The sequence below is a fragment of the Streptomyces sp. NPDC001407 genome (assembly GCF_042895325.1).
In the GTDB taxonomy this organism is placed as follows: Bacteria; Actinomycetota; Actinomycetes; order Streptomycetales; family Streptomycetaceae; genus Streptomyces.
This window is the reverse complement of sequence record NZ_JBIAWF010000031.1, coordinates 49,369-68,831: the sequence shown is the minus strand read 5'-3', so window position 1 is coordinate 68,831 and position 19,463 is coordinate 49,369. Positions and strand designations below refer to the sequence as shown.

Genomic DNA, 19,463 nt, shown 5'->3' with positions numbered 1-19,463 from the left:
CTCAAGTGGGCCAACACCAGTGCCCAGGCGTTCTTCACCAACGCAGAGCTGGCCGTGGAGAGTCACCAAACCGGACGCCGTACTGCCGACCTTATTCGGAGAGTTCCAATACCCGACTGCACCATTATCCCGCCCTGGCGGGGCCCAGGCCGAGCTTCTCGCCGAGGTCAACAAGCATGAGAGCGACCGCAACCTCGACCTCGTCCTCGCCGAGTTCCGAAACTACCAGCAGGGCATCCTCCCAGCGGGCCCCGGAGCCCACAGCCTCACCGAGTTCTTCGCGCACATCGACGCCAACCTCGACGCGACCGCCGCGAAAGCGCCGAAGACCCAACGCAGCGACCGCGACGTGCTCAACCTGCTGACCAAACGCGCCAAGGTCCTCCACCTCGGGCCCGCGAACTACTGCTGGTTCACCGACCCGTCCCGGGCACTCTGCCTCAAGCTGGCCGGCACCCCGACGGCAGACCGTCCGCTGGTCGGGATGTGTGACTCCGCCCGCTGTCCGCAGGCCACCCATCACCCCTGTCACCGTCCCGTCTGGGCCCAGCACGCCGAATGCACCGAGACCTTCCTCGGCCAGCTCGGCACCACACGCAAAACCGAACGCACCCGGCTCCAGGCCGACTACGACCGGGCTCTCCGTGTCGTCGCCGAGATCGACGCCGGCAGCGCCACCATGGACGAGGAATCCGCATGAGAATCTCCGCAGCCCAGCGGACCGAGAACGAGAACCGCATCCGAGCCGCCATGGACCGGCTCCTCCGAAGCGAGATCCCGCCCGGCGGCAAGTGCGACATCAAGACTCTCGCCAACGAAGCCGCCGTCGACCGCACCGCGTTCTACGGAACCCGCCCCTACGCTCACCTCCGCGTCGAGTTCGAACGACGGGTCCAGGCGCTGCAGCAGGCCGGCGAGATCCCCGACCCCCGCGAATCCCAGATCACCCGCCTCAAGGCGGAGAATGCCAAGCTCAGGGAGCGACTGGCCAAGTCGGAACAGACGATCGACGAGCTCGCGGACTTCCGCACCCAGGCCCTGGCCCGGCTCGCCGCACAGCACGAGAAGATCGTCCTGCTCCGCGATGCCGCTGCCGGGGCCAGCCAGGTCAGCCGCCTTCCCGCACCACGAACCACCGTGATCGGGACGTGCAGTTGAAGCACGATCTCCGCGGGTCAGGCAGCAGGCTCGGGGAGGTGACCGAGGTGCTCGATGACGCGATCGCGCAGAAGGAGATACTTCTCCCAGCGCCGAGGAAGAGGCCCAGGTGGACGTTTGACGACTCGGGCTGCGGTCACGGTCTGGCCATCCCGGAACTGCTCGTGCGTCAGGTCGAGGTCCACACCGCTGGGCAACCGATTCCACCAGTGAAATCCGTGCTGTTCCCCGCCGCAGTGGACCTCCCCGACCATGAGGTCGCCACCGAAGATGTCGTTCACTATCAAAGCGGTGATGTCACAGTGACCCCCCGCCGGGTTGTCGGGCTGCCAGCCGGCGCGGGCGAGGTCGTCCGGGGAACAGGTGTCAGCGGCCCAACTGGCCCGCAGAGCCTTGTCGATGACCAGCAGGTTCCAAGGGATCATGCCGACAGCATCGCAGTCGCCACTGACATCGGCGGATCGCCGGGGAGACGCCTCTTCAGCTGCCGGCCCGGACTCGGATTGCAGGTATCGGCGCAGAGCTTTCCGTCCTCCCGGAACGAAGAGCCGTTGATCGACGACCTCGCACAATTCGGCCTCTGTCAGCCAGCCCTGCCAGGCGATCTCGCCCGGGTCCGGGATCAGGGGTTCAGTCACGACAGCCTCGTGCACCCCAAACCACACGGGGCTGATCCCCTCCCGGCAAAGGAACTTGAACATGAAACGCACAGGCACACGAACACCCAGCTCTTCGGACAGTTCCCGGGCCGCGGCTTCCTCATACGACTCACCCACATCCACGGCGCCACTGACCATCACGTCGTAGTAGCCCGGGAACCGGGAATGCGTCTCGGACCGTCGCAGCACCAAGATCCGCCCTGCCCGATCACGGCAGATCGTCGTCGCAATGCGATGCGGCCAGTGCTGACGCACCGCCTCGCCTCGTTCGACGACTCCCAACACGCGGTCCTGCTCATCTACATGCTCCACCAATTCGCTCACGGAGGCACGATCTCAGTCCCCACTGACAGCGCGGCCCCGGGAACACGAAAGAGAGTGACTTGCATCACAGGAGGTTCTGCGGAATACAACACAGCCGACCATCTGCGTCGCGAAAGCCGCCTCTGCGATCGGACCTGCTCTCGCCACACGGAGTCATCCGCACACGGCCTCTGCGGACACAAGGCACTCCTCCCTCACCCACCTCGGCGAGCAGGGCGCCTCCGAGCTGATGCTGATGGCCAAGTCCAGGCACAAGAAAGTTGAGAACATCCGCCGGTACTTCAAGCCCTCGGCGGAAGCCATAGCGGGCGTCACCAGCCTGCTCGCGCCCGGGGACGCCCGGCGCTGACCGGCTGCCGCGCGCCCCGGCCGACCGGGCGAGCACCGCGCACCGCCGTCGGGCCCGTCGTGACGGCAGACGTCCTTGATCGTTGGCAGGGCATGAACAACATCAAGCGAGTGTTCTCAGCCCTGGCCCTGGTCGGGGCTGTAGTGACTGGCGGAGCTGTCACCGCCCATGCTGATCCGGGCCCCTCCGACGACCCCATCTCGGCCGTGGATATCCCCAAGGCCGAGTTCGACGGGGGCAAGATCCTGGTCAACAGTGTGGCTGGGAAGGCAATCGACGCAGTGCAGGCGGGAGAGCCACCGGCTGTGGGGATCCGCCAGCGTTGAGGACCACCTCGGGGAGGCCGGCGCGAGCCTGCTGATGCTCATGGCCAAGTCCCGCCACAAGAAGCCCGAGAACGTACGGCGCTGCTTTCATCCCTCGGCGGAGGCGATCGCCGAACTCACCAGCCTGCTCGCGCCCGGTGACACCAGGCGCTGAGGGGTCCGTCGAGGCGGATGTTGCGGAGAGGCCCCCGCCGCTCGGGGTTCGGGACCTGCGGCCCAGGATGCGGTCGGCCCCGGCGACACCCGTCGGAACGGGCCGCCGAGGCCAACCGCCGATCAGCCGCTTGCCGAGGAGAATCCGGTGCTGCCCGAGCGTCGTCAGGCGGGTGTGCCGTCGACCTCGACCTCATAGGGAGTCGGCGCACTCGTGATGATGCCGCCGCCTACGGCCACGGCCAGCTCGCCCTTGCCGTCCTGGGCTGCCAGGTCGGCGGACCCCTCCTTGGCCGGGGGATACTGCAGAGTCAGGTAGGAGTTGCGGATGTCGAAGTCGATGCCCGGCTGGTCTCCGGCGAGGCTGTTGTCCTCCCGGATGACCTGCAGCTTGTGGTGCGCGCAGTACAGGGCGGCCGCAGTGCCGGGTGCGGTCACCAGGGCTTCGATGTGCTTCTCCTCGCGCATCTCGGTGACCGAGGTGGAGCGCTCGTAGCCGACCTCGGTGGTGACTGAGCCGCTGATCGTGCCGCCGATGCCGAAGAAGCCCACCCCCATCTCGAAGCCGATGGTGACCCCCGTCGAGACGCGGTAGGAGTCGGTGGCGGTCTTGCTGATGCCGTAGGTCATCTCCCGTGTGGAGGTCTGCGGCTGAGATGTCTGGTTGTGCATGTGCTTGATCAGGGAGTAGCTGGCCATGCGGCGCACGGTGTAGGTCGGGGAGTTCACCACCTGCCATGCCAGGTCCTTGTGACGGTCCTGGACCGCCAGGCAGGGCACCGTGACGCGGAAGTCCTCCACCTCCGGCGTCTTCTCCGCCGGCTTGCCGTACCCGGTCATGGTCGGCCTCGAGGGTCTGCCACACAACCCGCTGACACCACCCCACACAATCACAGTCAGCACCAAACAAGCATCCTCCATCAGCACCAACCACCAGGTCATCAGGCCTACACCACTGACACTCAGATGACGATGCCCAACTGACACTCCCCTGCAGGCCATCAGTTTCACCGCCACCAACGCACGGTGCACCGGGGCCCGGCGCGGCAGCAGGCGCAGCGCCTGATGGACCGCGACCGTCTTGCCGTGCCCGGGATCCCCGTACACGCACACGATCCCGCGGGCGGCGAGGGTGTGCGCGATTGCCTCGGTGACCTGGCCGAGCTGCCGCGTGGAGACGACGTGCGCGCCCGGCACGTACAGGCGCACGCCGTCGGTGAACGGTGACGTGCTGGCCGTATCAGCGCTGTCGGCGCCGTCCTTCGGGGCGGGATCGGCGGTCGCCTGGCCGGCCTCGTCGACCGTGCCCGGCAGTGCCAGTTCGGCCAGCGCCCGGTCATAGGCGGCCGGATCCACCCGGGCATAGTGAGGCGGGCAAGGTCAAGGACACGCCCCGCGCGCCGTTCCCGGTTCACCGCGTGATGCAGTGTCGACAACGACGGCAGCCGGTCCCGGCCCACAGCGGGAAGCACCTCATCGGCGTGCTCGGCCATCCAGCGGTGCAAAGCCTTCACGTTCCCGCCCAGCTCCCCCAGCCGGGCCCACAACACGTCCGTCAGCGTGAAGGCCCCACGCCGGCTGGCAGGTTCAACCCGGCCCGACTCCTTCGCCACAGCCAGCCAACGCCACACCGTCCGCACATTGACCCCCGCCGTCTGGGCAGCGATCCGGACATGCACCGTCTGAAGCGTGCCCGCTTCATCCAGCGCGAGAAGACGACGCACCACCACCAACCGCGTCAAGGCCCGCTCCCGCGCCCGGGAAGCCACCACCGATCTCTCGGCCCCCACCGAAAGCGGCACCGCTGGCAGCAGTGGCGGCGGTGAAGATGACGGATCATCAGTCATGCCCACCAGCCCACACCCCAGCCCTGATCAAGAACACAGGAATACTCATCCCCATGACAGCCAGAAGCGGGGTGTGCTAAGCCGACCTCTCACACCATGGCAGTCAATTGGTCATCTCACGGCAGCCAAGATCCAGCAGTCCCCACCACCGAACATGCTGGTCAACAGACCATCCATTACTCCAGGACCTGCTGCCAATCAACCCGCCGCCACAACACCGCCCATTCACAAAGGACCTCGTCACCGCCGGCGCAGAAGGCATCATCCTGGGCTGCACCGAAATCGAGCTTCTCATCGGCCCCGAGAACAGCCCCGTACCGGTCTTCCCCACCGCACGACTTCACGCCGAGGCAGCCCTGCACGCGGCACTGCCCAACAGCCCAGACAACGCCCCGACAGCAACGCCCCACTGACAGCCAGCCCACAGCCGGGCTATGCCTTTGCCCCGTCGCGGACGCCCCGACACGCAGCTACGGGACGACGGGGCGGCGACGCTGGTTCAACGGCAGACCAGGTACGTTCCCTGCACGACGCCAGCCCCCAGAAAATCGCGGCAGACCAAGTAGCAGGCGGCTTCACCCCCGTACCGACCGCGGCAGCAAACACCACGACTGCCACCACAACACCAGCAACAAACACGCCTTCATCCCGCCACACACCGGACCCACCAGACACCCAACAAAGAACAGCCGCCCCGGAGCACCACCGGCATGCACCGGGGCCCGTGTCGCCGGCGCCTTGACGTGGGGCTTCATGATGTCCGGAACGTACCCAGCCTCTTGGCCGCAAGCCGGTGCGCAGGTGACGTGCACGCGTCAGACTTGGTACGCCCGACGCCGCGCCGGGCATTGGGGAGGGAATTCAGTGCGTCTGCGTAACGCTCTCACGACGGCCGCGGCCGTCGCGGCCACCACCTGCGCGTTCATCACCATGCCCACCGCGGCCCACGCCACCACCCAAGTCGGCGAGTGGTGCCGCGACTCGGTGTACACCGACGCCAACAAGGCCCAGCTCCAGCCGTGCATCGGCATTGACCAGGGCGAGAACCTATATATTTCAGGCCATATTCTGCAAGGGCCGACATACTGCGACCATCACGAATGCGGGCTGAAGCCGGCCAAGATCTGGTTGCAGCTCAACCGGGTCGTCAACGGGCAGGTCCAGGGTGGCGGACCGATATGGATCAACGACGTATGGCTGGATGGCAGTCAGTCGTTCACCGTCAAGTTCGGCGGTGTGAACCCCGATCCGCCGCGCGGTACCTGGTACAACGTTTCGATGGGCTACATCTTCGGCCCGGACGGCAAGTGGTACGACAACGTCCAGTCCAAGGTCATCTACTACGGGTGAGTCACTGTCACGTCACGGCCACTGTTCCGTCCTGCCGTTGAGGAGAACCCTGTGAAACCAAGGCTCTACGCCGCCGTCACCGCCGCGCTGGCAGCGATAGCGGTGGCCTCGGCCCCCGCCGCGCACGCCAGCGACCAGAACGGGCTGGCGTGCCGGGGCGGCTACAGCACCCCCGGTACCGACCCGGCCCCCATCGACAAGAACGGCGTGCAACTCGACGCCTGCCTGGAGATCCAGAACAACCAGATCGTGGCAATGCGCGCCTACACCTTCACCACCTCCGGGCACGCCGTCGAGTTAGTGCTGCGCCTCATGGAAGACCCGTGGAAATCAGGGCACCTGGTGCGGATTTCCTGGAACCGCTCCGGCCAGACGATCAACGGCAAGGACACGTATCGGTCGGCACTCGGCCCCATCGAGCACGGGACCTACTACCTTGCGTCCGCCGGCTACATCCTGAACGGTGTCGAATACGACGACGTCCAGTCCCAGGTGCTCTGGCAGCCCTGACCCGGGCCGGCACCCCTTTCCCTCGCCGGAACGACCAGCTGCATGCCGTGGCGGCAGGCCTGCCTGGTGGGTCATCAGTCGGCGCGGCCGCTACGGCAGTGTCCCGGATCCTGCCCGGTGGCCGCGGGCGCGGTCGTCCCACGCAAAGATGTCCACACCCATTGACGGACGCTCTTATATTTCACTGAGAACCTTCCCCTAGCGTCTCGTTCATGATGACGCAACGTGGTGCAGTCGGATCTGTTGTCCTCACAGCCGTCGCCCTGACGGCCGGCGCCGGGGCCGCCGCCGCGGCTCCCGCCCCCGCCAAAGCCGCCGCCTCCGTGTCCCACGGCAAGGTGACGGACAATCTGTATATGTCGCTCGGCGATTTCGAGGATGCCACGTCCGGCGAGAGCCCGAAGACCAAGGCAATGATTGACCGTCAGGACATCGGCGGCGTGCAGGTGGTGGTGCCCTGGAAGGCCCTTGAGGGGAAGAAGGGGGAGTACAAGTGGTCGCGGCTGGACAATGCCCTGAAGTACCTCCAGGAACGTCACAAGAAGCTGTTCGTCCAGATTCAGGACCGGTTCTTCGACGTGGCCATGAAGGACGCCAACCTCCCCCAGTACGTGAAGGACGAGGGCGGCATCGCGCCTACGATCGATGAGAACCCCGACAACCCCACCACCCACGGGGCCATGGCCGCGCAGTGGAACAAGAATGTGCGGGCGGACTTCCAGGCCATGCTCAAGGCGATGGCGGGGAAGTTCGACGGAAAGCTCGCCGGGGTGAACCTTCCCGAGACCGCGGTCGAGGTGGACACCAAGACGGATCAGACCAAGTACACCTCGAAGTCCTACATCGACGCCGAGATCGACAACATGCGCTACGGCAAGAAGGTCTTCACCAAGACGCAGTTCATCCAGTACATCAACTTCCTGCCGGACGACGACGACCACAAGCGCATGAAGGAAATGTTCGACCTCGCCAGGGACAAGAAGATCGGCATCGGCGGACCGGACACCCTGCCGGACCGCAAGTACCAGATGGAGAACTCCTACAAGTTCCTCCACGCATACAAGGACGCCCTTCCCCTCGTCGCCATGGCCGTCCAGGAACCCGACATCAACGCCAAGGACCCCAAGACCGGCAAGCCGTACACCCGCGAACGGTTCACGGACTTCGCCCACGACTACCTCGGCGCGCGTCACATGTTCTGGACCACGCAAGCAGACTGGCTGCAGAAGCCCACGGCGTGACACACGCACCAGTGCGGCACCACAGGCTCTGAATCGAGCGCGGTCCGCTCAGTGTCAGTGGGTGCTGATCCGCGCAGCCACGCAGGGGTCCTCGTTGCGGTAGCCGAGGCGGGTGTAGAGCCTGTCCGCAGGGGTGTTGTCGGCGAGCTGCCACAGCGTGCAGAAGCCGTGCCGGCGGACGGCGTACCGGGTCAGCCATGAGGTGAGTGCCGCGCCGAGCCCCTGGCCGCGCACGGCCGCGTCGGTCGCCACGGACGCCATCAGCGGCGCGCCGTTGTCCCGCAGGCTGCTCATGGCACCGCACGCCACCAGTCGCCCGTCCGTGTCACGGATTCCCGCCCAGAGACTGACGTCCGAGGAGCCGGGGCCGGTCGAGTGGGCCGGGCTGTGCTCGTTGAGGAAGGCGAGCAGCTCGTCGTGGTGCGCCTCGTCCAGCTCGGTCACGCGCTCCTCCGCTGGATGGAGCGGCGGCTCTTCGAGCGTCCAGCGGAAGACCCACGCGACCGGGTCGGCCACCGCGAGATGGCGGGCGAGCAGCTCGTCGGTGCCTCGTGGTCCGGTGAACTCTCCTACGGTTCCGGGGAGTTGGTGAGCTGCGCGGAGGGTGAGAGCGGCCGCGGCGGCCGGTTCGCCGACGCTCCACAGGTGGCCGCGCGGCTCGTCGAGCCAGGCCACCGCGCCGTCGCCGGACCAGCCGATCCGGTCGGCCGGGCGTGGCCGCGCGGCGCCGAAGCGCAGGAGGGCCGAGCCGGTCTGCAGTTCCAGGCCCTGGGTGAACAGGTCCGTGGTCCGGGGAGGAAGGGTCGTCGCCTGCATCGTTCTCTGGGGGAGCATTCCTCTGTGGAGGCGGGCGGACGGTCCGGATCTGCGCAGGGCAGGGCCGGAACCGTCGTTCGGGGATGGGAGATGTGGGGAATTCCGATGGCCGCCGCGCACGTGACGGAGCGCCTGGCGAACCGGAAAACCCACTGTCGCACACCGCCCCCGACCCGACGCAAATCCGCACCGGGCGACCCCTGTCCGGCGGCCTCTGCCCGGCGCCGCCGGGGGCCCAGCCAGGCTCTCAGACGAAGAACGCGTTCATGCCGGGGACGTCGGACAGGTAGGTCTCGATGCTCGCGATCTTGCCGTCGCGGAGGCGGCAGACGGTGGAGAGGTGCTCGTCCAGCCGGACCTCGCCGCGGCGGGCGGTGTTGTGCAGGGACAGGGCCATGTTCTCGGGGCTGACCAGGATGTGCAGCAGCTCGAAGCGGACACCGTAGGAGGCGATCTTCTTCGCCCGCTCCACGACCGCCTCGGCGCCTTCCGCCGTGCCGGAGATGACGTTGTCTCCGGGGAGTGTCCAGGTGGCGTCGTCGGTGAGCAGGTTCCGGATGCCCTGCCAGTCGCGGGCGGTGAGACAGGCGTGGAACGTCTTGCCGAGCTGGTACTGGAGCTCGTGCCGGGCCATCGGGTTCCCCTCAGGAGAGTTCTTAAAGCGGTGGTCTCCGCTTTAAGAACTCTAGGCGGGCCGGCCGCTAAAGCGCAACCCGTTGCTTTAGGATGAGAGGATGCCCGCCAAAAGCAAAGACAGCCGTCCCGGAGGCCGGAGCGCCCGCGTACGCGCCGCCGTGCACCGGGCGACCGTGGACCTGGTGCAGGAAGTCGGGACGGAGAAGGTGACCATCCCTGCGGTGGCGCGCCGCGCCGGCGTCAACCCCAGTTCCGTCTACCGCCGTTGGGGGACAACCTCCGCCCTCCTGGCGGACGTGGCCGCCCACCGCCAGGACGAGGGGACGCCGGAGCTGCTCGGTGATCTGCGCAAGGACCTCGAACAGGCCGCCCTGTGGACGCTCACCGATCTCTCCCGGCCGGGAGGCGTGGCGTTCTTCCGCGCCGAAGTGGCACCGGACGTGGACGAGCGACGAGCCGGACTGCGCGAGTGCCTGGAGCGCGTCAGCACCCGCTTCCACGCCGCCCTGGACGCCGCGGCCCGGCGGGGCGAGGCCACACCCCCACTGGAACGAGTGCTGGACCACGTGGTCGCACCCCTCTACTTCCGGGTGGTGTTCTCGATCCCGGAAACCGACGAGGACTACGCACGCGGCCTCGTCACCGAGCTGTACGAATCCGGGTATGCCGCCCCTCCGACGCCGGCCCCGGGCTCGCACGCGCGGTGACGAGGTGGGCGGTCCCGTGGAAGCGGCCTTGAGTGTGTGAGCCGCGGCTGGTGCCGCGGCAGTCGCTCACCGTGTCAGAGCCCCGCGGAAGCGGACCGCTCAAGCAGACCGCGCGCAGGCGTGTCTTTTCCGATCTTCGGAGGTCGGTGAACGTCGCCGTGTTCAGCGACACCGCCTGGACGTCCACCACGGCCACTGATCCCCACCCTCAGAACCTGCCGGACCGCCTGGGGAAGTAGTCCTCCAGCACGCCCTCACGGTGGACATCGAGCGTGGCGCAGTGCAGCCCGCCGCCGAACGGGGCCACATCCCAGAACGGCACCGGGACCACCTCGAAACCCAGTCGGTCGAGCTGTTCCATCTGCGCGGTCTCACTCGCCTCCACACAGACCGTCCCGGGGTCCAGGACCAGCACGTTCATCGACAGCCAGCGGCTGCACGCCGACAGCGGCGGCGGGTCCGTACGCCCAGGAGTGGCGGCCTGGACGACCTGCCAGTCGTTGACCTCGAGATGGTGCAGCAGTTCCTCCTCGGCAGGCCGCTCGGCGCAGTGCAGCACGAGACCGGGGCGCAGCGGCACCCAGGTGGCGTCGATGTGCATGGGGTGCGCGTTCTCGAACGTCACCCCGTGCACACGGTGCTCCGGCAGATGCTGCCGCAGCCAGCGGACCCCAGCCGCGTTCGTGGCGAGCGACCGCTGGACGAACAGGTCCTTGCCGCAGCGGGCGATGTCCGCGGCATCGAAGAGCGGCTCGGCCTCGGTCAGCACCAGCTCCCCGGCCCTGACCCGGGCGACCTGTTCCTCGTACGGCAGAGCCGCGAACTCCTTCCAGAAACCTGGCCGGTACGACGCCTCGGTCAGCCGGGGCTTGGGAGCCGCCTCCCAGCGCATGTCCGCATCGGCCCGGAAGTAGGACTCGATCAGCGGCCGGTGGGCGAGATACTCGAACCAGCGGCTGCGGAACGACATCGTCGCCTCCAGCAGCTCGTTCCCGATCACCACCAGGACGTCCCGGACCGGCATGGCACCGAACATGCTCTTCTGTGACCACTCAGGAGTGGCGACCGGCCGGCCGAAGTCCAGCGGCCGGGGCCGGTCGACCCGGATACCGCGCGCCTCGAGAATGCGGGTGAAGGCGTCCAGCTGCTCGTTGGCCGCGGCCGTCATCTCCTCCGGCAACGGCCCGTACGTGCCGCGGGGAAAGCCGTGTTCGGGCCAGTCCCGGACGACCGCCGGCTCGGGCGCCTGCACCATGGTGCCATCAGCCCGGCCCACCAGGACATGCCTCAGCGGATCCCACTCATTCCACGAACCGACCTTCACCCACCCTCCCCTGGAGTACGCCGCGCACCGCCCGCCCTCCGTCAGCGGGAAAGGGCGAGGGAGCACAAGTCTGGCGCCTTCCCCACCCGCCGCGCGAGAGGGGGGATCGGCGGGGTCCCCACTGAGCGTCCTCGCCCTGATGCGGTGGACTGAGTGTGCGAAAGTTACAGCATGATCAACAGCGCGCCCTCGCCCGATGAGCCCCGTTGCGCCGCTCTCGGCCCGGACAACCGCATGGACGAATTCGGATGGCCGGCGTGTGGCCTGCCGGCAGGCCATGCCGGAGCTCACCATGATGCGGACCGAAAGCTGAACTGGATCGGGGAAGACTGACCGCCCAGCAGGGCCGGCGACGCCCAGCGATGAGCCCAGGCCCTTGGCCACTACGCCCGTTATGCGGCGAACCCTACGTTGGTGACGTACTCGTACTGACCCCACTGAGAACCGAGGTCCGGGAGGACGTCAGTGGTCCAGGCATCGTCCAGGCCCTGATAGTCGCCGACTGCCCAGGAATCGACGATCTTGTCCCAGCGGCGCACGTTCATCGTCCGGTACTCCACCACCCGCTGCAACGGCCGCGGCACCTGGGACTGGTTGAGAGGGTGGATCTCCACCCGGGTGCCGCGTCCCTCGCGGTTGAGGCGGGCGGTGAGGTGGCGGGCGACGTTGCGGCGGCGTACCGCGCGGTAAGCGGCGTCGACGCGGTCCAGGTTGGTCTTCGAGGGGCGGCGTCTGCCCTCGAGCCATGCCTTCAGGGTGCGTTCTGTCACCGTCAGCCCGGCGTCCCTGGCCGCCTGCCGGCTCTTCTCCGACCTCGTCAGGTAATGCAGACGTGCCATCAGGCCACGCCTGACGGTCACCGGGGTCGCGATGCCGCCCGCGAGCTCGTCGAGCTTGCGCGCCACGGCTTCGCTGCCCCTGATCCCACGGGCACCGAACTTCCCGAAATCGATGTTCCTCTCCGGCATTACTCCCCCTCCTCCCCCGTGACTTCAGTGCCGGTTCCAGCGGTGTAAGTGTCCTTCACCTTGACCTCGGTAACACCACGGCCCTCGGAGAAGACACGGCGCCAGTCACCGATCACGTGAAGCTCGTCGGTGCCCATCGCCCGGACGACCGCGAGGCCCTCGTCATGGGCCTTGAGCGCCTTCAGCCACAAATTCGCGAACGCCTGCGAACGGATGATGTGCATCCAGTCCGGCCGGTACAGCTCCCGGTTGTAGTTCGACTCCCCCATCGTCGATACGAACTTGGAGTACATCGCCTTCACATACTCCAGCGTCACCTCGTCGTTCTCCGCGATCGCGGTGTCCCGGGCGTCCTTCAGAGCGATGCGGAACTTCTCCAGGAGATTCTCCGTGGCACCGGAGGTGTACGACTCATGGACCTCCGGCGGCGCGCACAGCCCGTACTTCGGACCGGACAGGCGCAGCAGGAGGCGCAGGGTCGGCTCGGTGACCCAGAGCGGGCCCGGCTCGTCCCTGTTACCGATCGGGTTGGGCAGCACATCCTCGTGCTCCCACTCCGGTGGAGTGATCAGGTGCACCCCGGCGCGGCGGCGGTCGTGGGCGAGGCCGGTGGTGTGCTCGAGCTGGCCGAGTGGGAGGTGGGTCTTGAGGGCGGAGAGGTAGGCGCCGTTGATGTCGAGGGCCGTCACCTCGTGGAGGCCGGGCGGAAGTTCGCTCCGGGTCCACTTGGGGCGGGCTTCCCAGATCTGGTCGGCGCCGCGGGATGTCTGCTTCTTGAGGATGTCGGGGATCCACGGGTGGGCGATCACGTCGTAGCGGGCACCCTTGCGGGTCTCGTCCAGCAGGCGCATCGCATCCGGGATCGCACGCTTCAACAGCGCGGCGGTGGCCGCCTCGACGTCGCCCTGGTGCTCGGCGAGCGCGGCCTGGACCGCCTGGCCGATCAAGTCCCCTGGGCCGGACGGCTCCTGGAACGCGCGACGGGCCGGACCCTGGGAACGCTGCGGGCGCGCCGTGGGCGAGGGCGGCTTCGGAGCCTGCGCGGGCTGTTCGGCAACCGGAGCGGGCGCGGCCGGCGCCTGGGGCGCGGTCGCGGGCCGGCAGTCGGCCGCATCCAGGTGCTGGGCGAACCCCGCCACCCGGTGCCGGGCCGGACGGCCGCACAGCACACACGGCTCCGCCGCAGCGAGGGCCTCCACCTCATCCCCGCCCAGCTCGGGCTCCGGCGAAGGCGAAGACGTACCGGCCGCCACAGGGGTGCCCGGCACCGCAGACTCCTCAGCCACCGACACGGCCTCGACCTCGGCCTCAGTGGCGAACCTGGCGCTCAGCCCGTCCAGCAGGTACGCGTACTTCGTACGGATCTCCCCCGCCGGATCCCGGCCGCCCTCCCATCCCGCGACCGTCGACGGGCTCACACCCAGCGCCCGGGCCACCTGCGCCTTGGACAAACGGGCCTGCTCCCGCAGCTCGCGGCGCACCCCGGGGGCGGGGAGCTCGGCTTCCGGGCCGACAGCGGCGAGCAGTGAATCGATCGCGTCGAAGTCACTCACCGGCCCGCCCCCTTCGCTACGGTCCTGGCGCTGCGGCGACGGTCCTCGGGCAGGGCTTCACAGGCCCTCGTCGGCCCGGACAGCAACTCCAGCGCGCCCATGCCGTAATGCCCGGCCAGGACATCGACATCGCGCAGGCTCCACGAGATCGCACCCGACTGCCGACGCGAGACCTGCGTCTGCGTCAAGCCCAGCACCTCTGCCACCGACCGCTGCGACTCACCCGTCGCCTGCATCAACGCCGCCACCGTCAACCGCAACGACTCCTCCAAACCCGAACCCATCCCCCGACCCTACCTAGAAGCGATGCAATATTCGCATCACACGGGAGCCGGGCCATGTCCCGGTGAGCGCCTCATACTCAAGAGCGCGCCCGTGACGGAATCACCACTGTCCGGTCCTGGACTTCGTTCACCCGGGCAGGTTGAGCTGCCAGGAGACGCCGAACCGGTCGTTCACCCAGCCGAACTTCGCGCTGAAGCCGTACGAGCCCAGCGGCATGAGTTCCGTGCCCTGTTCGGCGAGGGCGTGGTAGAGGCGGTCGAGCTCGGCCTCGGTGTCGCAGTCGACGAACAGCGACATCGCGGGGGTGAACCCGAAGTCGTGCTTGACGTAGCTGTCGATGCACATGAATCGCTGTCCGGCCAGCGCGAAGGTGGCGCGCTGGATCGCGCCCGCTTCCCCGGGGCCGTCGGCACCGTAGCGTGAGATGTCGACGACCTCCGCGTCCTCGAACAGCGACGTGTAGAAGGCCAGTGCCTCCTCTGCCCTGCCCTCGAACATGAGGAATGTGGTGATCTTCTGTGGTGCCGAGGCCATAGCGCTGCCCTCCGAGTGCTGGTGTCAGCTCTTCGAAGACGAGGTTATGGTCTGCCTCTGACATCGCACCCCACGGACACCATCAATTCGGGGGTCGAGCGCCGCTTCCGGACATCGCACGGCAGGCGCAGGTTACTTGCCGCTGTCCTCGGCGAGGGTGTGCGCGACAAGGGCGTTGGCGTGTCCGTGGCCGAGGCCGTGCTCGGTCTTGAGCCAGGAGACGAGTTCCATGTGCCTGGTCAGGGGCGAGGAGCGGATGAGGTCCTTCCAGTCCATGATCGGACGTCCGTACTTCTTCTCGATCGAGGGGAAGTAACTGGCGGGGCCCTTTACCGGTGTGGTCATGATGGTGTCCTGATCCATCCGTAGTGATCGTGATTGCCGCTGTGCTGATGCGGAGCGGGCGCTGGCCGTCGCCGATGGCCGGGTCGTGCGGTTCCCCGGACGGCAGAACTGGACGGTGTGGTACCCGTGAAGACGAGCGCTGGAGTAGCCACGACAGAACTAGACTGTCCAGTACCGAAAGGTTGCCGATGGAAGCGAGCGAGCGGGGCCGGTCGGCGCGCAAGCGCGAGGCGATTCTGGACGCCGCGACCCAGGCGTTCATGACCAAGGGGTACTCCGGGACCAGCATGGACGACATCGCGAAGCAGGCCGCGGTCTCCAAGCAGACCGTCTACAAGCACTTCGCGGACAAGGAGAAGCTGTTCGCCGAGATCGTCCTGGCCACGACCGACCGGGTCGATGCCATGGTCGACCTGGTGGCCGGCATCCCGGCCGACGCCGGGACACTGGAGGAGGACCTGACGCGGCTGGCCCGCCAGTTGCTGACCGCCCTCACCCAGCCTGAGGTGCTTCAGCTGCGGCGCCTGATCATCGCCAACGCCGACACCTTCCCCGGACTCGGCGCGGCCTGGTACGAGCAGGGCTTCGAACGCGTCCTCGCCACCCTGGCCGACACCTTCCGGTATCTCGCCGACCAAGGTCTCCTCCGCGTCACCGACGCGCACCTGGCCGCCAACCACTTCGCCGGCCTGCTGCTGTGGATTCCCGTCAACAAGGCCATGTTCCACGGCAGCCCCCAGCACTCCCAGAACGACCTCGACACCTACGCCACCGCAGGCGCCCGAGCCTTCCTCGCCGCCTACCGCCGATAGCCGCGACATCGGGCACCTGCGCGCTCAAGCCGGCCTCAACGAACAGGCCGTCAGCCTCCGGTGCGAGCAGATGCCTTGGTGGCGGGGTCCGGGACGCTGTGCCGTGTGAACACCCACAGCACGAAGCCGAGGCAGCTGAACGCAGCGCCCAGGGCGCACACAGCGCCCCAGCCGGCCACCGTGTAGAGAGAGGTCGCGGCGATGGCGCCGAGGGCACTGCCGGCCGAGTAGAAGACCATGTACCCGCCGATCAGCCGGCTGCCCGCCTCCGGGTGCAGCGCGTAGATCAGGGTCTGGTTCGTGACGTGGACCGCCTGTACGGCCAGGTCGAGAAGGATCACCCCGGCGAGCAGGGCCCACAGTGAACTGCGGGTGAAAGCCAACGGCAGCCAGGAGACGGCGAGCAGGGCCAGGGCGATGCCGGTGGTCCGCCGCGAGAGCCCGCGGTCGTTCAGGCGGCCCGCCACGGCCGCGGCCAGGGCGCCGGCGGCACCGACCAGTCCGAGCGCCCCGATCGCGGTGTGGGACAGGAAGTACGGGGCCTCGCTGAGCGGCAGCGCGATGCTGCTCCACAGGGTGCTGAAGGCGGCGAAGACCAGCAGGGCGAACAGGGCCCGGAGCCGCAGCAGTCGTTCCCGTGCGAACAGGGTGACCGTGGAGCGCAGGAGCTGCCCGTAGCGCAGGCCGGCCGGCGGGGCGTCGCCGTGGCGGGGCAGCGTCCGGTGCAGGACGAGGGCGAGCACGGCGGTGAGCGCCGCCGACGCGAGGTAGACCGAGCGCCAGCCCGCGAGATCGGCCATGAGCCCGGACACGGTGCGGGCCAGGAGGATGCCGATGACCACTCCGCTGGTGACCAGGCCGACAACTCGTCCGCGCCCGGCGGGAGAAGCCAGTGACGCGGCGAAGGCCACGAGCGTCTGTGTGACGACCGCGAGGAGCCCCGTCGCGGCCATGCCGACGAGCAGGACCACTGCCGTACGGGCGGCAGCCACCACCGTCAGCGCCGCTGCCAGGAGCAGTAACTGTGCCACGACGATCCGCCTGCGGCCGGTCACGTCGCCCAGCGGCACGAGGAGGAAGAGGCCCAGTGCGTATCCGGTCTGCGTGAGGGTGACGACGCTGCCGACCAGCGCCGGGCTCATGGCGAGGTCGTGGCCGATGGTCACCAGGAGCGGCTGGGAGAAATAGACGTTGGCCACCGCGGCCCCGCAGGCGACGGCGAACAGTATGACGACACCGCGGGGCAGGCCCGGTGCGGGTGCCTCCCCCGTCCGAGCCTCGGACCGTCGTGTCAGAGCCTCACCGTTGCCGGGCATCGGCAACCCCTCCCCATTTTTCGGTTTCAACTTGCTACCAGTGGCGACAGTAAGCCCCCTGGTAGCATGTTGCAACCGTTACGAGAGGGAGGGGTGCCATGGTGACCAGGACGCGCTTCGACGACAGCGAATGCCCCGTCGCCCGGTCCGTGGACGCGATCGGCGACTGGTGGTCCCTGCTCATCGTCCGGGACGCCTTCGACGGAAGCCGCCGCTTCGGCGAATTCCAGCGCAGCCTCGGCGTCGCGAAGAACATCCTCACCGCGCGCCTGCGCGCCCTCGTGGCCGGCGGCGTGCTCGAAACCGTCCCCGCTTCGGACGGCAGCGCCTACCGCGAGTACGTACTGACCCCGAAGGGCAAGGCGCTCTTCCCCGTCATCGTGGCGCTGCGGCAGTGGGGCGAAGAGCACTTCTTCGCCCCCGGTGAACCGCACTCAAAGCTGGTCGACCGTCGGCAGGAACACCCCCTGCGCACCCTGGAAGTGCTCTCCGCGGACGGGCGGCGGCTGGACCCCGACGACACCACCGTCCACAAGGTCTCCGCCCGCCCATGAGGCTGTTGCCCCCGGCCCCACCCCGTTCAGTGCGCGGGTGTCACAGCGCCTGGGGGAAGTCGAAGACGCGTTGCGTGTCGTACTGCCGCTTCAGCTTCGCCAGGCGGTCCGCCGCGTCCCCGTAGTACGCCTTGCGCCAGTCCTTCAGGCCCGGGTCCGTGTAATTCTGGTACGCCGCCCCCGAGGCGTGCGGGCGCATGGCCGTGTGCATGCCGTCGAGCCAGGCCGTCTGTGCCTGGCCAGCACCGCCCGCCGCCCACGAGGTCAGATACTGCGCCAGCACACGCTGGCGCCGGTGGACGAAAGCCGTCGCCAGAGGCTGTACGCGGTTGACCGCACCGCCCAGCGCCGTCAACTGCACTGATGCACCACCGCCCTTGACCCCCTTCCCGAAGCGCTCCAGCTGGCCGAGCAGGGTACGGATGCCCGCCGTGTCCAGGGAGCGGTCGAAGAAGTCCGAACGGGCCACGTACGTCTCGCGTTCCAGCTTCCCCGCGGGCACACGGCCGGGCGTCTTGCCGGGGAGGTGGCACTGGTCGGTGGACCTGTCCCCGCAGCCGGCGTAGGCGCGTACGGTGTCGAGGAAGGAGTGGCTGCGCAGGCTGACCGACCCGATGCCGGAGCGGCCACCGCTCGCCTTGGCCACCTTGCCGACCAGTCGGTCATAGGCGTTCTCCATGTCCTGCCGCGAGCCGATCGTGAACGCGGCGACGGATATCCGGGGGGTGCCGCCCGCCGCGGCGGACAGGTCGCAGGCGGACCAGATCTCGTCCGGCAGGCCCGGCCCCCACTCCTGCCAGGCCTGGACGACGGCCGCGGCCTTGGACCAGGGGAACGAGAGATAGCCGGTCACGCCCTCGCCCACGGCGTGGGTGCGGAAGCGGAGTTCGGTGACGACGCCGAAGTTGCCGTTGCCCGCGCCGCGCAGGGCCCAGAAGAGGTCGGGGTTGTGGGTGGCGTCGCAGTCGACGCTCTTGCCGTCGGCGGTCACGACACTCGCGCCGGTGAGGCTGTCGCAGGTCAGGCCGTAGGCGCGGGAGAGGATGCCGTGCCCGCCGCCCAGGGTCAGCCCGGAGACTCCGACGGTGGGGCACGAGCCCGCCGGGACGGTCACGCCGTGCGCGGCGAGACCGGTGTAGACATCGATGAGCTTGGCACCGGCACCGACGACCGCGGTGGACGCGGACGGGGTACGGACGCTCTTCAGCCGCGAGACGTCGATGACGATGCGGCCATTGCCGCTCGACCACCCGGCGTAGCTGTGACCGCCGTTCCGTATCGAGACGGGTATGGAGAAACGGCGCGCGAACGCCAGGACCGCGGCGATGTCCGCAGCCCCCGCCACATAGGCGATCCCGGCCGGGCGCAAACCGTCGAAACGCGTGTTGTAGAGCTGACGGGCAGCGGTGTAATCGGCGTCATCGGGACGTACGAGAGCACCGGCGAGGCCCTTGCCGAGAGCGGTCCAGTCGCTGCCGCCGGCCTTACCGGCAACCGCACCCGCCCTGCTCATCGCCGTGGTGCCGCCCCAGGCAGCCGTCGCCGCCAGTCCGGTACCCGCTGCCAATAGTGCGCGCCTGCCGATAGCCATGCCGATTTCGCCCCTTTGGTGCCCTTGCGTATGCGCTGGTGCGCCTTGCCCATTCCCCGTTGATCAAACAGATGGTCCAGCAGGGCACATCGGTTCCGGCGTCAC

21 protein-coding genes and 4 pseudogenes are annotated in these 19,463 nt (G+C 68.2%); 12 read left to right on the top strand and 13 right to left on the bottom strand.

Annotation, left to right across the window (positions count from 1 at the left end):
- Positions 1–19 precede the first annotated feature (19 nt).
- A complete protein-coding gene (locus ACFY1P_RS31380) occupies positions 20–700 on the top strand; it encodes a hypothetical protein (protein ID WP_390752533.1) in 681 nt (226 codons plus the stop codon).
- Positions 697–1,158, top strand: coding sequence for a hypothetical protein (locus ACFY1P_RS31375; protein WP_390752532.1), 462 nt, complete (start codon positions 697–699; stop codon positions 1,156–1,158). Before ACFY1P_RS31380 ends, ACFY1P_RS31375 begins: the two co-directional genes overlap by 4 nt.
- A 17-nt stretch (positions 1,159–1,175) precedes the next feature.
- Here the strand turns inward: ACFY1P_RS31375 and ACFY1P_RS31370 are convergent, their stop codons facing one another.
- A complete protein-coding gene (locus ACFY1P_RS31370) occupies positions 1,176–1,583 on the bottom strand; it encodes a hypothetical protein (protein ID WP_390752547.1) in 408 nt (135 codons plus the stop codon).
- Between the two features lie 183 nt (positions 1,584–1,766).
- Positions 1,767–2,006: pseudogene (locus ACFY1P_RS31365) on the bottom strand (NUDIX domain-containing protein); the annotation flags it as partial.
- 316 nt (positions 2,007–2,322) lie between these two features.
- On the opposite strand from ACFY1P_RS31365, the pseudogene ACFY1P_RS31360 reads away from it, so the two are divergent.
- From ACFY1P_RS31360 to ACFY1P_RS31350, 3 genes and pseudogenes are all read left to right on the top strand, one after another.
- A pseudogene (locus tag ACFY1P_RS31360) lies at positions 2,323–2,490 on the top strand (site-specific integrase); the annotation flags it as partial.
- A gap of 92 nt (positions 2,491–2,582) precedes the next feature.
- Positions 2,583–2,816 carry a hypothetical protein gene (locus ACFY1P_RS31355; RefSeq protein ID WP_390752549.1) on the top strand — a complete coding sequence of 78 codons (234 nt, stop codon included), beginning with the start codon at positions 2,583–2,585 and terminating at the stop codon, positions 2,814–2,816.
- Positions 2,817–2,823: 7 nt separating this feature from the next.
- Positions 2,824–2,970 (top strand): annotated as a pseudogene (locus tag ACFY1P_RS31350) (site-specific integrase); the annotation flags it as partial.
- Positions 2,971–3,134: 164 nt separating this feature from the next.
- Here the strand turns inward: ACFY1P_RS31350 and ACFY1P_RS31345 are convergent.
- Positions 3,135–4,325 (bottom strand): hypothetical protein, encoded by a 1,191-nt coding sequence (locus ACFY1P_RS31345; protein WP_390752531.1) that lies wholly within the window; start codon positions 4,323–4,325, stop codon positions 3,135–3,137.
- A gap of 727 nt (positions 4,326–5,052) precedes the next feature.
- Here ACFY1P_RS31345 and ACFY1P_RS31340 point away from each other — a divergent pair.
- From ACFY1P_RS31340 to ACFY1P_RS31325, 4 genes and pseudogenes are all read left to right on the top strand, one after another.
- A pseudogene (locus ACFY1P_RS31340) lies at positions 5,053–5,229 on the top strand (aspartate/glutamate racemase); the annotation flags it as partial.
- A gap of 451 nt (positions 5,230–5,680) precedes the next feature.
- Positions 5,681–6,166, top strand: coding sequence for a hypothetical protein (locus ACFY1P_RS31335; protein ID WP_361521387.1), 486 nt, complete (start codon positions 5,681–5,683; stop codon positions 6,164–6,166).
- 51 nt (positions 6,167–6,217) lie between these two features.
- A complete protein-coding gene (locus ACFY1P_RS31330; RefSeq protein ID WP_390752530.1) occupies positions 6,218–6,676 on the top strand; it encodes a hypothetical protein in 459 nt (152 codons plus the stop codon).
- A 212-nt stretch (positions 6,677–6,888) separates the two neighbouring features.
- Complete coding sequence (locus ACFY1P_RS31325; RefSeq protein WP_390752529.1) at positions 6,889–7,917, top strand: hypothetical protein; 1,029 nt, start codon at positions 6,889–6,891, stop codon at positions 7,915–7,917.
- A 54-nt stretch (positions 7,918–7,971) separates the two neighbouring features.
- On the opposite strand, the gene ACFY1P_RS31320 is transcribed toward ACFY1P_RS31325, so the two are convergent.
- Complete coding sequence (locus tag ACFY1P_RS31320; protein ID WP_361521548.1) at positions 7,972–8,733, bottom strand: GNAT family N-acetyltransferase; 762 nt, start codon at positions 8,731–8,733, stop codon at positions 7,972–7,974.
- A gap of 247 nt (positions 8,734–8,980) precedes the next feature.
- Positions 8,981–9,367 carry a nuclear transport factor 2 family protein gene (locus tag ACFY1P_RS31315; RefSeq protein ID WP_390752528.1) on the bottom strand — a complete coding sequence of 129 codons (387 nt, stop codon included), beginning with the start codon at positions 9,365–9,367 and terminating at the stop codon, positions 8,981–8,983.
- Positions 9,368–9,467: 100 nt separating this feature from the next.
- Here ACFY1P_RS31315 and ACFY1P_RS31310 point away from each other — a divergent pair, with 100 nt between their 5' ends.
- Entirely contained in the window at positions 9,468–10,076 is a 609-nt protein-coding gene (locus tag ACFY1P_RS31310) for a TetR/AcrR family transcriptional regulator (protein WP_390752527.1), read from the top strand.
- 208 nt (positions 10,077–10,284) lie between these two features.
- Here the strand turns inward: ACFY1P_RS31310 and ACFY1P_RS31305 are convergent, their stop codons facing one another.
- From ACFY1P_RS31305 to ACFY1P_RS31280, 6 genes are all read right to left on the bottom strand, one after another.
- Complete coding sequence (locus tag ACFY1P_RS31305; RefSeq protein ID WP_390752526.1) at positions 10,285–11,331, bottom strand: serine/threonine protein kinase; 1,047 nt, start codon at positions 11,329–11,331, stop codon at positions 10,285–10,287.
- Between the two features lie 461 nt (positions 11,332–11,792).
- Entirely contained in the window at positions 11,793–12,368 is a 576-nt protein-coding gene (locus ACFY1P_RS31300; RefSeq protein ID WP_361521404.1) for a transcriptional regulator, read from the bottom strand.
- Positions 12,368–13,921 (bottom strand): helix-turn-helix domain-containing protein, encoded by a 1,554-nt coding sequence (locus tag ACFY1P_RS31295; protein WP_390752525.1) that lies wholly within the window; start codon positions 13,919–13,921, stop codon positions 12,368–12,370. The genes ACFY1P_RS31300 and ACFY1P_RS31295 overlap by 1 nt, the downstream gene beginning before the upstream one ends.
- Positions 13,918–14,205 (bottom strand): helix-turn-helix domain-containing protein, encoded by a 288-nt coding sequence (locus ACFY1P_RS31290; RefSeq protein ID WP_390752524.1) that lies wholly within the window; start codon positions 14,203–14,205, stop codon positions 13,918–13,920. Before ACFY1P_RS31290 ends, ACFY1P_RS31295 begins: the two co-directional genes overlap by 4 nt.
- Before the next feature lie 127 nt (positions 14,206–14,332).
- Positions 14,333–14,740 carry a VOC family protein gene (locus ACFY1P_RS31285; protein ID WP_361521412.1) on the bottom strand — a complete coding sequence of 136 codons (408 nt, stop codon included), beginning with the start codon at positions 14,738–14,740 and terminating at the stop codon, positions 14,333–14,335.
- Positions 14,741–14,872: 132 nt separating this feature from the next.
- Positions 14,873–15,085 carry a DUF4287 domain-containing protein gene (locus tag ACFY1P_RS31280; RefSeq protein WP_361521414.1) on the bottom strand — a complete coding sequence of 71 codons (213 nt, stop codon included), beginning with the start codon at positions 15,083–15,085 and terminating at the stop codon, positions 14,873–14,875.
- A 188-nt stretch (positions 15,086–15,273) separates the two neighbouring features.
- Between ACFY1P_RS31280 and ACFY1P_RS31275 the strand changes: the two genes are divergently transcribed.
- On the top strand, positions 15,274–15,897 hold the full coding sequence (locus ACFY1P_RS31275; RefSeq protein ID WP_361521417.1) for a TetR/AcrR family transcriptional regulator: 624 nt from the start codon (positions 15,274–15,276) through the stop codon (positions 15,895–15,897).
- A 50-nt stretch (positions 15,898–15,947) separates the two neighbouring features.
- Here the strand turns inward: ACFY1P_RS31275 and ACFY1P_RS31270 are convergent, their stop codons facing one another.
- Positions 15,948–17,213, bottom strand: coding sequence for an MFS transporter (locus ACFY1P_RS31270; protein WP_390752523.1), 1,266 nt, complete (start codon positions 17,211–17,213; stop codon positions 15,948–15,950).
- Positions 17,214–17,311: 98 nt separating this feature from the next.
- Here ACFY1P_RS31270 and ACFY1P_RS31265 point away from each other — a divergent pair, with 98 nt between their 5' ends.
- A complete protein-coding gene (locus ACFY1P_RS31265; protein WP_361521423.1) occupies positions 17,312–17,767 on the top strand; it encodes a helix-turn-helix domain-containing protein in 456 nt (151 codons plus the stop codon).
- A 40-nt stretch (positions 17,768–17,807) separates the two neighbouring features.
- Here ACFY1P_RS31265 and ACFY1P_RS31260 read toward each other — a convergent pair whose 3' ends face one another.
- Positions 17,808–19,358: an FAD-binding oxidoreductase gene (locus ACFY1P_RS31260; protein WP_390752522.1), complete on the bottom strand. Its 1,551-nt coding sequence runs from the start codon at positions 19,356–19,358 to the stop codon at positions 17,808–17,810.
- Positions 19,359–19,463 lie beyond the last annotated feature (105 nt).

Bases quoted from the DNA above. Each gene is read 5' to 3' on its own strand.
- ACFY1P_RS31290 (WP_390752524.1), bottom strand. From the start codon at position 14,205: ATGGGTTCGGGTTTGGAGGAGTCGTTGCGGTTGACGGTGGCGGCGTTG.
- ACFY1P_RS31375 (WP_390752532.1), top strand. From the start codon at position 697: ATGAGAATCTCCGCAGCCCAGCGGACCGAGAACGAGAACCGCATCCGA.
- ACFY1P_RS31275 (WP_361521417.1), top strand. From the start codon at position 15,274: ATGGAAGCGAGCGAGCGGGGCCGGTCGGCGCGCAAGCGCGAGGCGATT.
- ACFY1P_RS31270 (WP_390752523.1), bottom strand. From the start codon at position 17,213: ATGCCCGGCAACGGTGAGGCTCTGACACGACGGTCCGAGGCTCGGACG.
- ACFY1P_RS31260 (WP_390752522.1), bottom strand. From the start codon at position 19,358: ATGGCTATCGGCAGGCGCGCACTATTGGCAGCGGGTACCGGACTGGCG.
- ACFY1P_RS31280 (WP_361521414.1), bottom strand. From the start codon at position 15,085: ATGACCACACCGGTAAAGGGCCCCGCCAGTTACTTCCCCTCGATCGAG.
- ACFY1P_RS31285 (WP_361521412.1), bottom strand. From the start codon at position 14,740: ATGGCCTCGGCACCACAGAAGATCACCACATTCCTCATGTTCGAGGGC.
- ACFY1P_RS31370 (WP_390752547.1), bottom strand. From the start codon at position 1,583: ATGATCCCTTGGAACCTGCTGGTCATCGACAAGGCTCTGCGGGCCAGT.
- ACFY1P_RS31315 (WP_390752528.1), bottom strand. From the start codon at position 9,367: ATGGCCCGGCACGAGCTCCAGTACCAGCTCGGCAAGACGTTCCACGCC.
- ACFY1P_RS31325 (WP_390752529.1), top strand. From the start codon at position 6,889: ATGATGACGCAACGTGGTGCAGTCGGATCTGTTGTCCTCACAGCCGTC.
- ACFY1P_RS31310 (WP_390752527.1), top strand. From the start codon at position 9,468: ATGCCCGCCAAAAGCAAAGACAGCCGTCCCGGAGGCCGGAGCGCCCGC.
- ACFY1P_RS31320 (WP_361521548.1), bottom strand. From the start codon at position 8,733: ATGCAGGCGACGACCCTTCCTCCCCGGACCACGGACCTGTTCACCCAG.
- ACFY1P_RS31300 (WP_361521404.1), bottom strand. From the start codon at position 12,368: ATGCCGGAGAGGAACATCGATTTCGGGAAGTTCGGTGCCCGTGGGATC.
- ACFY1P_RS31355 (WP_390752549.1), top strand. From the start codon at position 2,583: ATGAACAACATCAAGCGAGTGTTCTCAGCCCTGGCCCTGGTCGGGGCT.
- ACFY1P_RS31265 (WP_361521423.1), top strand. From the start codon at position 17,312: ATGGTGACCAGGACGCGCTTCGACGACAGCGAATGCCCCGTCGCCCGG.
- ACFY1P_RS31305 (WP_390752526.1), bottom strand. From the start codon at position 11,331: ATGGTGCAGGCGCCCGAGCCGGCGGTCGTCCGGGACTGGCCCGAACAC.